Origin of the sequence: Mesorhizobium sp. M0954, assembly GCF_040319155.1 — a bacterium.
Classification (GTDB): domain Bacteria; phylum Pseudomonadota; class Alphaproteobacteria; order Rhizobiales; family Rhizobiaceae; genus Mesorhizobium.
The window spans coordinates 1-12,996 of the sequence record NZ_JAMYNR010000038.1; the positions used below are offsets into that span (position 1 = coordinate 1).

13 protein-coding genes and 2 pseudogenes are annotated in these 12,996 nt (G+C 60.6%); 10 read left to right on the plus strand and 5 right to left on the minus strand.

Annotation, left to right across the window (positions count from 1 at the left end):
• Nucleotides 1-302, minus strand: a 302-nt coding sequence (locus NKH93_RS30455) for a transposase (RefSeq protein ID WP_352974864.1), incomplete at its 3' end; no start/stop codon positions are given.
• Nucleotides 303-399: 97 nt separating this feature from the next.
• Nucleotides 400-501: pseudogene (locus NKH93_RS30460) on the minus strand (LysR family transcriptional regulator); the annotation flags it as partial.
• 334 nt (nt 502-835) lie between these two features.
• On the opposite strand from NKH93_RS30460, the gene NKH93_RS30465 reads away from it, so the two are divergent.
• Genes NKH93_RS30465 through NKH93_RS30475 form a run of 3 tightly spaced genes read left to right on the plus strand, consistent with a single transcriptional unit; the run spans nt 836 to nt 2,555 of the window.
• Nucleotides 836-1,039, plus strand: a complete 204-nt coding sequence (locus NKH93_RS30465; protein ID WP_352876221.1) for a polysaccharide deacetylase family protein — start codon at nt 836-838, stop codon at nt 1,037-1,039.
• A gap of 34 nt (nt 1,040-1,073) precedes the next feature.
• Nucleotides 1,074-1,349, plus strand: coding sequence for an acyl carrier protein (locus NKH93_RS30470; RefSeq protein ID WP_352876165.1), 276 nt, complete (start codon nt 1,074-1,076; stop codon nt 1,347-1,349).
• A complete protein-coding gene (locus NKH93_RS30475; RefSeq protein ID WP_352638588.1) occupies nt 1,350-2,555 on the plus strand; it encodes a beta-ketoacyl-[acyl-carrier-protein] synthase family protein in 1,206 nt (401 codons plus the stop codon).
• 318 nt (nt 2,556-2,873) lie between these two features.
• Here NKH93_RS30475 and NKH93_RS30480 read toward each other — a convergent pair.
• Together NKH93_RS30480 and NKH93_RS30485 are read right to left on the minus strand one after the other, a co-directional pair.
• Nucleotides 2,874-3,758: pseudogene (locus NKH93_RS30480) on the minus strand (IS1380 family transposase); the annotation flags it as partial.
• A 674-nt stretch (nt 3,759-4,432) separates the two neighbouring features.
• Nucleotides 4,433-4,822: a hypothetical protein gene (locus tag NKH93_RS30485; RefSeq protein ID WP_352595649.1), complete on the minus strand. Its 390-nt coding sequence runs from the start codon at nt 4,820-4,822 to the stop codon at nt 4,433-4,435.
• A gap of 610 nt (nt 4,823-5,432) precedes the next feature.
• On the opposite strand from NKH93_RS30485, the gene queC reads away from it, so the two are divergent.
• From queC to queE, 3 genes are read left to right on the plus strand one after another with little or no spacing between them, the layout of a single operon-like run.
• Nucleotides 5,433-6,131, plus strand: a complete 699-nt coding sequence (queC, locus tag NKH93_RS30490; protein WP_352474109.1) for a 7-cyano-7-deazaguanine synthase QueC — start codon at nt 5,433-5,435, stop codon at nt 6,129-6,131.
• Complete coding sequence (queD, locus tag NKH93_RS30495) at nt 6,131-6,487, plus strand: 6-carboxytetrahydropterin synthase QueD (protein WP_023722053.1); 357 nt, start codon at nt 6,131-6,133, stop codon at nt 6,485-6,487. Before queC ends, queD begins: the two co-directional genes overlap by 1 nt.
• Nucleotides 6,484-7,218 (plus strand): 7-carboxy-7-deazaguanine synthase QueE, encoded by a 735-nt coding sequence (gene queE / locus NKH93_RS30500; protein ID WP_352974868.1) that lies wholly within the window; start codon nt 6,484-6,486, stop codon nt 7,216-7,218. Before queD ends, queE begins: the two co-directional genes overlap by 4 nt.
• A gap of 558 nt (nt 7,219-7,776) precedes the next feature.
• On the opposite strand, the gene hemN is transcribed toward queE, so the two are convergent.
• Nucleotides 7,777-9,126, minus strand: a complete 1,350-nt coding sequence (gene hemN, locus NKH93_RS30505) for an oxygen-independent coproporphyrinogen III oxidase (protein WP_352700261.1) — start codon at nt 9,124-9,126, stop codon at nt 7,777-7,779.
• Nucleotides 9,127-9,280: 154 nt separating this feature from the next.
• Here hemN and NKH93_RS30510 point away from each other — a divergent pair, with 154 nt between their 5' ends.
• The 4 genes from NKH93_RS30510 to ccoO all read left to right on the plus strand — a co-directional run bounded on the left by NKH93_RS30510 (nt 9,281) and on the right by ccoO (nt 12,985).
• Nucleotides 9,281-10,027, plus strand: coding sequence for a Crp/Fnr family transcriptional regulator (locus NKH93_RS30510; protein ID WP_352700260.1), 747 nt, complete (start codon nt 9,281-9,283; stop codon nt 10,025-10,027).
• A 256-nt stretch (nt 10,028-10,283) separates the two neighbouring features.
• Nucleotides 10,284-10,586 carry a hypothetical protein gene (locus tag NKH93_RS30515; protein WP_352700259.1) on the plus strand — a complete coding sequence of 101 codons (303 nt, stop codon included), beginning with the start codon at nt 10,284-10,286 and terminating at the stop codon, nt 10,584-10,586.
• Nucleotides 10,587-10,631: 45 nt separating this feature from the next.
• Nucleotides 10,632-12,263 carry a cytochrome-c oxidase, cbb3-type subunit I gene (gene ccoN, locus NKH93_RS30520; RefSeq protein WP_352474113.1) on the plus strand — a complete coding sequence of 544 codons (1,632 nt, stop codon included), beginning with the start codon at nt 10,632-10,634 and terminating at the stop codon, nt 12,261-12,263.
• Nucleotides 12,254-12,985 carry a cytochrome-c oxidase, cbb3-type subunit II gene (gene ccoO / locus NKH93_RS30525; protein ID WP_352700258.1) on the plus strand — a complete coding sequence of 244 codons (732 nt, stop codon included), beginning with the start codon at nt 12,254-12,256 and terminating at the stop codon, nt 12,983-12,985. The genes ccoN and ccoO overlap by 10 nt, the downstream gene beginning before the upstream one ends.
• Nucleotides 12,986-12,996 lie beyond the last annotated feature (11 nt).

The window sequence follows — 12,996 nt, forward strand, 5'->3', positions numbered from 1 at the left end:
TGGGCCATCTTGAAGACCGGATCGCAGCGCAGCCGGTTGGCGTCGTTGCCGTCCTCGTAGCCGGCGGCGATCATCTTCATGCGAAAGCCGATCATGTCCGCCAGGCTGTGGACGACCTGGTCCGGGCAGCGCGGATCGTCGATGCAACGCGCCAGACGCTCGGCCACCCGCAACCGCTTTTCCACCTCGGCCAAGGCCAGAACGCCGCTGTTGGACGACAGCATGCCGCCGTCGAAACGGGCGACGACGGACTTGCCGCCGACTGATGACAAACCGCTCAGCGGCAGCGCAAGATCGTTCATGGTGGGTGTGGTCTCCGGGAAATGGTTCGGATCGGCTTAAGCAACCAAATCCTACGTCATTTCAACGGCTTGCGCCACATCCACCAACCCCCATGAATTTGGTTAGGTTGATGCGGCGTGCCGCCGCCGTGAGGCCGCGCTCGCTCAGCAGCGCGTCGAGAACGACGAGAAGATTCAGATCGAGCCCTTTGAAACGCATGTCTTAGCTATCCATAGCGTGGATGCATTTGATTGAAACAAACGATTTTACCAATTTTCCGGAATGTCGCATGGACTTGGCAGGACCTCACGTGCGCCGATCACTGCCTCTATCGCGTGGCGAGTCCCTTGAGAAGAGCCCGAAAGAGGAAATCTGTCGCGTGCGGTGGAGATTGTACTGGGAATGAGAGGCAGCGCTCCGATCATGTCGAACTCTCCGACGAATGGCGGACCGGTACAATAGTTGATCGCATGGTCCGGAGCTATGAAACATCTCGATTACATATGAGGTGCCGAGTGAATACGCTGACAGCACCCACCGTCGCAGCGTTTAGCTGACGTTTGACGACGGTTCCTATCCATTTACACGCAGATTCTTGATGTGCTGGCGCAAAAGCGGGAGGCCGGCGACTTTCTTCGTCATCGGGCTGACGCCGCAGAAGCCGGAACTCGTCCGGTTCCTATGGGCATTGGGCTTGGTCGGTCGCACAGGCTCTATGAGGGGCAATTTTGGCAACGCGACGCGACTCGGGTTTTGAACGACGCCGAAAACGCAAGCTGGAAAGGAACAAGATGGCAGATCAACTCGCCAACGAAATAATCGCCATGATCAAGAAGCGCGCCGCGTCGGAGGGCGGCATAGCGCCTGCCACAGGCGGCGAGATAACGGCTGCCACGGGACTGACTTCGCTCGGTATCGATTCACTGGGATTGGCGGACGTTCTCTGGGACCTGGAGCAGGCTTACGGCATCGAGATCGAGATGAATACGGCCGAGGCATGGTCGGATCTCCAGAATGTTGGGGACATGGTGGAAGCCGTGCGCAGCTTGCTCGCCAAGGTGGTGTGAATGGACAGGCGCGTCGTGATTACTGGGATTGGCGGGATTTGCGGGCTTGGGACCAACGCCGCCGCCATTTGGAGAGAGATGCGAGAAGGCCGCTCCGCCATCGGCCCAATCGTCAACTCCGAGCTCCATGAATTGAGGGTCAGGATCGGTGCCGAGATCAAGGCGCTGCCGGAGCATGACATCGACGGCAAGCAACTCATCTCCATGGACCGCTTCAGCCTGCTCGCTGTGCTTGCGGCGCGCGAAGCCATGCGTCAGGCCGGACTTTCCTCCAAAGAGGGAAATAGCTATCGCTTCGGTGCGACGGTGGGCGTTGGCGGCTGCGGGTGGGATGCGATCGAGCAAACCTACCGCGCCATCCTTCTGGGCGGTAAGCGTGCCGCTCTCTTGACTGTACCCAAGGCGATGCCGGGTGCCGCTGCCGGCCAGGTCAGCATGAGTCTCGGCCTGCGCGGGCCGGTCTTCGGCGTCACGTCCGCCTGTTCCTCGGCAAACCATGCGATTGCCTGCGCGGTGGACCAGATCAGGCTCGGCCGGGCCGACGTGATGCTTGCCGGCGGCAGCGAAGCGCCGCTCATATGGGGTGTGCTGAAGGCATGGGAAGCGATCCGCGTGCTTTCGCCCGATACTTGCCGGCCATTCTCGGCCGATCGCCAGGGCCTGTCGCTTGGTGAAGGCGCCGGCATGGCGGTGCTGGAAAGCTACGAGCATGCCCAGGCTCGGGGCGCCACCATCCTTGCCGAAATTGCCGGTGCCGGCCTTTCCGCCGATGCGTCCGACATCGTCGCGCCGACTGTCGAGGGGCCGGAGGCAGCAATGCGGGCCTGCCTTGCCGATGCCAGGCTGGACGCCGAGGATGTCGACTATCTCAACGCGCACGGCACCGGCACCAAGGCCAACGACCAGATCGAGACGGCGGCGATCAAGCGCGTCTTCGGTCAGCACGCCTTCTCAATGTCCATTTCTTCTACCAAGTCCATGCACGCGCATTGCCTCGGCGCGTCCGGCGCGCTCGAGTTGATCGCCTGCGTGATGGCTATCCGCGAGAGCGTCGTGCCGCCGACTGCCAATTATCGTGAGCTGGACCCCGATTGCGATCTCGACGTCACGCCCAATGTGGCACGCGAGCGCAAGGTGCGCGTGGCACTGAGCAACTCCTTCGCCTTTGGCGGCACGAACGCGGTTCTGGCGTTCAGGCAGGTGTAGAAGCCATGAGAGATGCCTCCGGCAACATTATCTCTCGCATCCAGATGCTTGCCGGATAACGTTGTGAAGGGCGGGTCATTGACCGCCTCGGCGAATGCGGGAAGTGGCAGCGGAAGCTCGACGATCCGGGGGTATCGTCTTTGCGAAATTCTTAACTGTTGAAGCGGCTTGGACGTACCGCCGCCCCGTAAAAGGTAAGCGAGGCCCTGCGGGCTCGGCTTGAGGGTCTGAAGCTGTACACGACAATGTCTGGAAGCCGCAGGGTCGGCTCTGCGCCCGTTATAGTCGCCTGAGTGCTGCCGGCCCGGCCGCGCCGCGGGCGCCGTCAACGAACTCCTTGAACCTGCGGACCTTGCCTGTCTTGGCCGACGCTTCGAGGCGCGCCGTCGTGCTGGCCTCCAGATCCGCGACATGCTTGCGCAGGGTCGTGGTGGGCGCGAGGCCAAAGATGAAGTCGACGTCGTTGGCGCGGCACCAGTCGATGACCTGCGGGTTGCAATAATGGTTATCGCCGCGGAGCAGGATTCGAATGTTCGGCCAGTTGATCCGGATCGCCCGCACCAGACGGCGCAGGTGGGGGCGGATCTCAGCCCCACTCGGCCGCTTGGCCGGTCGCAGGATCGCGCTGACGAACCGTCCCGGACCATCGAACACGACGATCGGCTGGAAGCCGTACTCGTCATGGTGGGCATTGAACAGGCGAAGCTGTGGGCCTCCGTGCACAGCGTCGAAGGTGTCGTCAATGTCGAGTACGATCCGCTTCGGCACCTGCCGGAACGAGGCGCAATAGAGATCGACCATCGCCCGTCCCATCGCGACCAGCTCCCGCACGCCGGGTAGGTTCTCCAGCCGGCACAGCGTCGATTGCGACGCCAGATCCCGACCCGACGGCAGCGCATCCTGGGCCATCTTGAAGACCGGATCGCAGCGCAGCCGGTTGGCGTCGTTGCCGTCCTCGTAGCCGGCGGCGATCATCTTCATGCGAAAGCCGATCATGTCCGCCAGGCTGTGGACGACCTGGTCCGGGCAGCGCGGATCGTCGATCCAACGCGCCAGACGCTCGGCCACCCGCAACCGCTTTTCCACCTCGGCCAAGGCCAGAACGCCGCTGTTGGAAGACAGCATGCCGCCGTCGAAACGGGCGACGACGGACTTGCCGCCGACTGATGACAAACCGCTCAGCGGCAGCGCAAGATCGTTCATGGTGGGTGTGGTCTCCGGGAAATGGTTCGGATCGGCTTAAGCAACCAAATCCTACGTCATTTCAACGATCAGATCCCGAGCAGCCAGCCAGTATTCGACCGTCGCTGGCGCCTCCGCCCACTGAGGCCTTGTGCTTCCTCCAGCGAGTCAAGCCGATCACCATGCGTGTCGCCAGTTCTGGTGCTCACCCACATGCCATTTGCGATCTTGTGTCGGTGAGAGCACCGCAAGCACCTCCCCTGCTAGAGGGCAAGGCGGCTTGCGTCGCCCGTGTTGTTACTATTCTTCGCTGGGGTCGGAGTTTTTTCCTTGGCTTCGGTTGGGACATTCGGCTTTGCAAAAAAACAGGCCATCGTGGTCGATCGTCACGCCCCCGAGTTCGGCGGCACGATGGGACGACGACGGCAGCGCAAGCTCCATTTGCGCGAGGGGCTCGTCCCTTCAACTACTTGACGCATTTGCGCTTTGCGTACCTCCGTGCATGTTGCTCGATGGCAGGCGGAGACCTCCGTCTAAACGATCGCGCATCTATGCAACGCCCACGCGTTGATCGCCATCATCGCGGCGATCGCTTTGCCGCGATCGCCGCAGCCGTTTTCGAGCACGACAATCATGCCAGGCGGTGTCGGCAGCGATGCGCATGCAAAAATTCACAGATGCATTCTGGCCAAATGCTAGCTGCCCAGCAAATGTCCGGCATTTCGCAAGGCCCCTAGGAAGAGACTGGCATGGCCGTTGGCATTGATCTTGGCCTGCATCGACAGGGGCATGCTGTGCCAGTTCTCCAAGGGCGCAGTGAAATGTGAGAACGTACCGTTGACGATGCAATGGTGGGTAACAAGGCCCTGTCTGTCCAACGCCAGCACGCCGATCTGGTCGCCCTGATATCGGATGGCTGCGACCCGCTGGACCTCCGCGTCACCGTCGACCCGCACGTCGAAAAGCAGGATGCCGCGGCTCCTGGTGGCTACCTCGGCGGCCTTTTCTGCGAAGCTTAAGGAGAGCGAGCGAACGCTTTCGACCGCCAGCTGTAAAATCATCAAATCCAGTTCATCCACTGCCATAAGATACCTGCGCGCAACACATGGGTGATAGCAATCGACCACACCGCTTGTTCACAGATGTCGGCTCACGACCGATCATTCAGGGTTTGCCGGTCGTCTATTGACCGAGGGCGTGCTCCGGTTCGAACCGATCCTGAAGCGGAATGCGCTGGATCTACGGAGCCCGAGGAGCAGGCCAGCCAAAGTTGCCGCGACAATTGATGTCGTGATCATTCCAGACATCTGCATCGGCGTCGCTGAACATCCACTGGTAAGTCCGTTCTCTTGCGGCAAGCCCATCCTCGGGCCGTCTTGTACCTGAAGCCCTCGCGGTGGCGTCCCTCGAAGCTCGGGACCGCCGGGCGCTTGATCGTCGAGAACTTTGTTTACGAAGGTCCGGACCTCCTGCAGAGCTTATTCTGGTGCGCTCGCCTTTGAGCATTCCGCTGAAGCGTGACGTTTCGCTAGTCAGTGTTCCTTGCAGGCTCACCGCGAGGGCGCCTTGCACACAGCGGCACGTCAGCGCATGAAACTCGTCCCCCGTTCACTTCACAAAATGGATTTCCTGAAGTACTGGGAGCGCAGAGAAATCTCCGGTCGCAGCCTACCCGGTTAAAACAAGGACCCAAAAATGAAGACTCTCGTCGTCTGCTCCGGCGGATTGGACTCCGTTACCCTTGCTCACAAGGTGGCAGCGGAGCACGAACTCGCCGGCCTCCTATCTTTCGATTACGGCCAACGGCATAGAAAGGAATTGGGCTTCGCCGCCCTTTGCGCGGAGCGACTGAGCGTCCCGCACCGCATCATCGACATCCACGAGATCGGCGGCGGCCTTTCCGGCTCCGCGCTGACCGATAATGTGGACGTGCCCGACGGGCACTACGCCGAAGACACGATGAAGGTCACGGTGGTGCCGAACCGGAACGCCATCATGTTAGCCATTGCCTTCGGCTTCGCCGCAGCGCACGGCGCTGACGCGGTGGCGACGGCCGTGCATGGTGGGGATCATTTCATTTATCCCGACTGCCGTCCGGCCTTCATCGACGCTTTCCAGATGATGCAGGACCACGCGCTCGACGGCTACGCGAAGATTCGCATTTATGCACCCTATGTGAATCTCACGAAGGCGGACATTGTTAGGAATGGAGCAGCATACGGCACGCCATTTGCGCAGACCTGGTCCTGCTACAAGGGCGCCGAGCGTCACTGCGGGAGGTGCGGGACCTGCGTCGAGCGGCGCGAGGCGTTTCATCTCTCTGGGCAGCCGGACCCCACCGACTACGAGGACTCCGACTTCTGGCTCGATGCGCTGCGAAGGAGGACCGCGTAATGTTCCGCATCACCAAGGAATTCCACTTCTCAGCCTCGCATCAGCTCACCTCGTTGCCACCCGATCACCAATGCGCGCGCCTGCACGGGCATAACTACATCGTTGAAGTGGAGCTTTCAGCGAATGGACTGAACGACAACGGCTTCGTGCGCGACTATCACGATTTGGCGCCATTCAAACGCTACATCGACGAGAGCTTCGACCATCGACATCTCAACGACGTGCTGGGACATGAGCAAGTCACGGCGGAATATCTGGCCAGACATTTTTATGAATGGTGCAAGGCACGCCTGCGCGAAACCTCGGCCGTGCGGGTGAGCGAAACACCGAAAACCTGGGCGGAATACCGGCCATGACCGATACGCATCCCGCAATCCGCGTGAGTGAGATTTTCGGGCCGACGATCCAGGGCGAGGGCGTGCTCATCGGTTTGCCGACGGTCTTCGTCAGAACCGGCGGGTGTGACTATCGCTGTTCCTGGTGCGACAGCCTGCATGCGGTGGACAATCAATTCCGCCATGAATGGGAGATGATGTCCATTGGCGCGGTGTGGCAAAACGTGCTTGCGTTTTCCGGTGGCCGCCCGCTGATGGTGTCGCTGTCAGGCGGCAATCCGGCCATCCAGCCGCTCGGCGCGCTCATCGAGCGAGGCCATGGTGAAGGTTACCGTTTTGCGCTGGAAACCCAAGGTTCGGTGGCCAGAGACTGGTTTGCCGACCTTGACGTGCTAGTCCTCAGCCCAAAGCCGCCGTCAAGCCAAATGACGACCGATTGGGCCGCTTTCGAGGCGTGCCTCCAGGCGGCACAAGGCAGGCCGCAAGTCGTGCTCAAGCTCATTGTTTTCGATGAAAGGGACTACGCCTACGCGAAAGACGCCGCTGCGAGATTTCCGCGACTTCCGATCTATCTGCAACCCGGCAATCACACGCCGCCACGCCCCGCAAATGAAGACGCGCCTGTCGACCTTGACGGAATATTGAAGCGCATGGAGTGGCTGGTTGATAGCGTGACCCGCGACAGGTGGTTCGAAGCCCGTGTGCTGCCGCAGCTGCACGTTATGCTCTGGGGTAACAAGAGAGCCGTCTAGCCTAGGCCCGCTTTTCACTGAAACTGTGCCGGCGGATATTCGGGTGGACGGGTTGTCCCAAGCTTTACGGCGCTGCCGGGATGCTTGCGGACTTCTGCCACCGGCACCAAGAGCGTGGCCAGCCGCTTACGACTCGGATTGTTGCCGAGGCTCGGTTTCGACGGGCGTCGGCCTGGCGCGAACCAATCAAAGGTTAGTGCGAGCCACGGGTGGATAGTATGGTGGTGCGATTCGGCGGTGCCTGCTGCAGCTGGCACGGTCCTTGCGGATTCTTGTTGCAAGGCCGAAGGGAGCTGTCGGCCGACAACCATGATCTGGCCAGGACGATTGTCGACTGCTTCCGATACAGAAAAGAGGCCGGACTCGACGTGGCGCTTCAGGGACTGCGAAATGGAATACGGCGCCGGAAGGCACGACCGGACGATATCGTCGCTATGCCAAGACGCGTCTGGTCCGCTCCGAATCCTGTCTCGACACGACGGTCGCCGATCAACAGTGAAAAATGTAGCGCAATCGGTTCACGATCGACTGAGAACCATGACCGTTCCTCTGCGGTGCTCAGACTGCCGCTGAGTGCCTGGCCGTTCCACTTTCGAAATATTTGTCGAATTTTGCCGCGATGCTCCTGACAAAGGGCCGGCTTTCCGCAGGCACGACGAAGCGGTCACCATCAAGTTCAAGCAACCGCGCAGGATCTTGGAGGGCCGTGGAACTCGCTCGGACGAGAAGTCTTTGGCCGGCTTCGCCAAAGCGCTCCACCAGCTCAATCGCCGAGAAGGCGAAGTCACACATCAGCCGCTCGATGATCCAGCCGCGAACACGGTCGTCGTCGGAAAGCGCGATACCCCGAACAGCGGCCAGCCCGCCATCAGCAACCATGCGTCCATACTCGGCGGTCGAAGGCATATTCTGTGCATAGCCCTGGCGAAACTGGCTGATGGACGATGGGCCGAGGCCGATCAAGGTCTCGTAGCGGTCCTCGGTGTAGCCTTGGAAGTTCCGGTGCAAAGTCCCGGCGCGGGCCGCAAGCGCCAGCCCATCGCCCGGCTTGGCGAAATGATCGAGCCCGATTGCTTCGTATCCCTGGTCGATGATCGCCCGCGCTGCCAATTGCGATTGAGCAAATCGCTCCTCTGGCCCTGGCAGCCACGCCTCGTCGATCATCGTCTGATGTTTCTTGAACCACGGCACATGGGCGTAGCCAAAAAGCGCGATCCGATCCGGTTCCAGGGTCAGTGCCTGTGCAACCGTGGAGGCGACGCTCTCCCTGGTCTGATGCGGCAGGCCGTAGAGCAGATCGAGATTGACGGATTCGACGCCGCGCGAACGAACGCCATCAACAACCGTCTTGGTCTGCAAAAAGCTCTGCTCGCGGTTGATCGCTTTCTGCACTTTCGGGTCGAAATCCTGGACGCCGAGGCTCGCACGGGTCATGCCGATTTCGGCAAGTGCATCGAGGCGGGCATCGTCCATATCGTTGGGGTCGATCTCAACGCTGATCTTTGCACCGGGCAGAAACGTGAAGCTGTTGCGCAGGACGGTTCCCAGCGCCACCAGATCCTCCGGTTTGAGCATCGTCGGCGAACCGCCGCCGAAATGGACGGCACGCACGCGGCCCTTGCCTGCGACAAGACCGGCGACGGTGGCGATCTCGGCATGCAGTGAGCGAAGATATGTGGTCACTGATTCGTAGTGGCGTGTCTGCTTGGTGTGGCAAGCGCAGAACCAGCAAAGCTTGTCGCAATACGGGATGTGCAGATAGAGCGAGATCTCATCGCCATCGTTGAGCGCCTGCAGCCAGCCACGACAAATTGCAGCATCAATGCCTGTATGAAAATGCGGCGCTGTCGGATAACTGGTATAGCGCGGGACGTTCTCGCCAAGTCTGGCAGCTAGCTTCAGTCGCATGTCGTGGTCCACCGTGTTTGCGTCGCCGGAACTGTGGATGCTTGGATGAGCCTAAGCCCTGATTTCGATCAACCTTCAGCACGGACAAACTGCCGCAAGGATTTTTCTACCGTCGATTGCTATCCTGCCCGCACTGGACCGGTAGAGCGATCGAATGACATTACGGCAGGACATTCACAGTTCCGGCATTCCCGTTCTTTGCCTGTCTTGCGAGGCACGGCACCGCGGTGTCTGTGGTGCGCTCGAACCAGACCATTTGGCTCAGCTCGCCAAGACGTCGTCGCGGCACAATATCGAGCCGGGGGTCGAACTGATCGGCGACGCCGAGGCGGTCGACTGTTATTCAAACGTGCTTTCAGGCGTGGTGAAGCTCACGAAGAGCCTTTCGGACGGCCGCCAGCAGATCGTCGGTCTCCAGTTCGCGCCGGATTTTCTGGGACGGCCCTTCAAGATGAAAAGCGCGATCAATGCGGAAGCGGCAACAGCTGTCTCGCTATGCTCGTTTCCGAGAGCGGCCATCGAACGGATGATGAAGGAATCACCGGAATTTGTGCATCGCCTGTTCAAGCAGGCGCTGAACGAACTCGACGAGGCACGCGAATGGATGGTGACTCTGGGGCGCAAGACCGCACCGGAGAAGGTGGCGAGCTTTCTCCTCATGATCGCCCGGAACATCGATTCCAGTGTTGACCCGGCGGCCAGCTCGGCGTGCTTCGAGCTGCCGATGACGCGTGCCGACATCTCTGATTTCCTTGGAATTACAAACGAGACCGTGAGCCGTCAGCTGACCAGCCTGAGAATGGACGGCGTGATTCGGATCGAGAACAACCGCCGTGTCACCGTGGACAGCATGAGCCGGCTGGAACGGCGCTGCGGCGGCCGAGGCGCAACCGCCGTTTGAATGACACCGAAGCTGCATGGCCTACGTCACTTACTTCGTTCGGGGCAGGGCATGCTCGCGTTGGGCTTAGAAGAAGTCGCATAGCGACAGCCCGCTCTCCATCCGATCGCATGAGCCAGGTGCGTTTCGGCCAACTCGTCGGAGAAGCATCCATCCTCGACGTGCTCGACGTGCAACCGGCTGTTCCAGGCAGGATCGCACTCGGCCGAAGTCATTACGCCTCATACGCAGGGGAAAATCGCCGTCTCCCCGAACCATGAATGTCACGAAGGCAGCGCAACGCTGGCGCTGGCTGTCCCAAGGCATTGAAACGATCGACGTTCGGCAAGGCATCTGCCCACTTTCCAGCGTCACAGAAGGCGCGCTTCCCCACACGCCCGCGATCGCCTCCATACCCGGCCCGACCGGGGACGCGGGGCCTGTCCATAAGCGTGGCGGCCGGTGCTGCGCTTCCACATTCGATCGCCACAGTCTGATCGCACCGAACTCGATGCTGCTCGAAGCAAAATCGTGCGGCTCTGACATGGATCAGGGCGAGCAGGCCACGGCTGCGCAATAAGGCACTGCGGTTGGCGCCCGCCGGAATTGGAAATCGGGGCTTGCGATGAAATTCGGCACAGAGATCGTCCTTCTAAGCCTGTTTGCGTTTGCGGCCCTGGTGGCTGCCGGCTTCGGCGTAGATGAACCTTTTCGCCGGCATATGTGGGTTTTGTTCTTCGCCGTGGCTGGCTTCACTGCGATTCTGTTGCGCAACACGGAGTTCAAGCCGGCAGTTCCGATCGACCCCGCCGCTTACATGGATGGGCCGATCCGCTTCGGTGCCGTCGCCACCGTATTCTGGGGCGTCGTCGGCATGCTGGTCGGCGTGGTCATCGCCCTGCAGCTCGCCTACCCCGATCTCAACATCCAGCCCTGGTTCAATTTCGGCCGACTGCGGCCTTTGCATACTTCCGGCGTGGTTTTTGCCTTCGGCGGCAATGCACTCATCTGCACGTCACTTTATGTCGTGCAGCGGACCTGTCGTGCCAGGCTGTTCGGCGGCGATCTCGCCTGGTTCGTGTTCTGGGGCTATCAGCTGTTCATCGTCATGGCGGCAACCGGCTACCTGCTCGGTATCACCGAGAGCCGCGAATACGCCGAGCCCGAATGGTATGTGGACCTGTGGCTGACCATTGTCTGGGTCGCCTATCTCATCCTGTTCCTCGGCACGATCCTAAAGCGCAAGGAACCGCACATCTATGTCGCCAACTGGTTCTACCTTGCCTTCATCGTGACCATTGCGATGCTGCATGTGATCAACAACCTGTCGATGCCGGTCTCCTTCCTGGGCTCCAAGAGCTATTCAGCCTTCTCCGGCGTACAGGACGCCCTGACGCAATGGTGGTACGGCCACAATGCCGTCGGCTTCTTCCTCACCGCCGGCTTCCTCGGGATGATGTATTATTTCGTGCCCAAGCAAGCCAACCGACCGGTCTATTCCTACCGGCTGTCGATCATCCACTTCTGGGCTTTGATCTTTCTCTACATCTGGGCCGGTCCGCACCACCTCCACTACACCGCCCTGCCGGACTGGGCCCAGACGCTCGGCATGGTGTTCTCGATCATGCTGTGGATGCCGTCATGGGGCGGCATGATAAACGGCCTGATGACGCTCTCGGGCGCCTGGGACAAGCTGCGCACCGACCCGATCATCCGTATGATGGTGATGGCCATCGCCTTCTACGGGATGTCCACCTTCGAAGGCCCGATGATGTCAATCAAGGCCGTCAACTCGCTCTCGCACTACACCGACTGGACCATCGGTCACGTCCATTCGGGCGCGCTCGGATGGGTTGGCATGATCTCGTTCGGCGCGATTTATTTCATGGTCCCGAAGTTATGGAACCGCGACCGGCTTTATTCGCTGCGGCTCGTCAACTGGCACTTCTGGCTGGCGACGCTTGGGATCGTCGTTTACGCCGCGGTGATGTGGGTCTCCGGCGTCATGCAGGGCCTGATGTGGCGCGAATACAACGAGCAGGGCTTCCTGGTCTACTCCTTCGCCGAAACCGTCGCCGCCATGCATCCCTACTACATCATGCGTGCCATCGGCGGCGCGATGTATCTGTCGGGCGCCCTCATCATGGCCTGGAACGTCGCCATGACCATCCTCGGCTACCAGCGCGAGGAGGATCCGATGCCGCGCTCCATCCCCGCCCTCCAGCCTGTGCGATCAGGAGCCAGAAAATGGGCCTGATGGACAGACACGCGGTCATCGAGAAGAACGCCACACTTCTTCTCCTCGGGTCCCTGCTGGTCGTAACCATCGGCGGTATCGTCGAGATCGCGCCGCTCTTCTATCTCGACAACACCATCGAGAAGGTCGAAGGCATGCGGCCCTATTCGCCGCTCGAGCTCGCCGGGCGCAACATCTATGTGCGTGAGGGCTGTTACCTCTGCCACAGCCAGATGATAAGGCCGTTCCGCGACGAGGTCGAGCGCTACGGCCACTATAGCCTGGCGGCCGAGTCGATGTACGACCACCCGTTCCAGTGGGGCTCGAAGCGCACCGGGCCGGATCTCGCCCGGGTCGGCGACCGCTACTCGAACGGATGGCACGTCCAGCATCTCACCGAGCCGCGTTCGGTGGTGCCGGAATCGATCATGCCGAGCTACGCGTTCCTGAAGGACATGCCAATCGAGGTGAAGGATTTCTCGACGCATCTGATCGCCAACAGCCGTGTCGGTGTGCCCTATTCCGACGACATGATCGCTCATGCCAATGCCGATCTCATGGCGCAGGCCGATGCGAATGCCGATACATCGGGCCTGGAGAGACGCTATCCGAAGGCCAAGCTTGGGGACTTCGACGGCGATCCGCAGCAGTTCACCGAAATGGATGCGCTGGTCGCCTATCTCCAGATGCTCGGCACGCTGGTCGATTTCAGGACCTATGACGAAGCCGCCGGTTACCGCTGAGGAGAATGGCG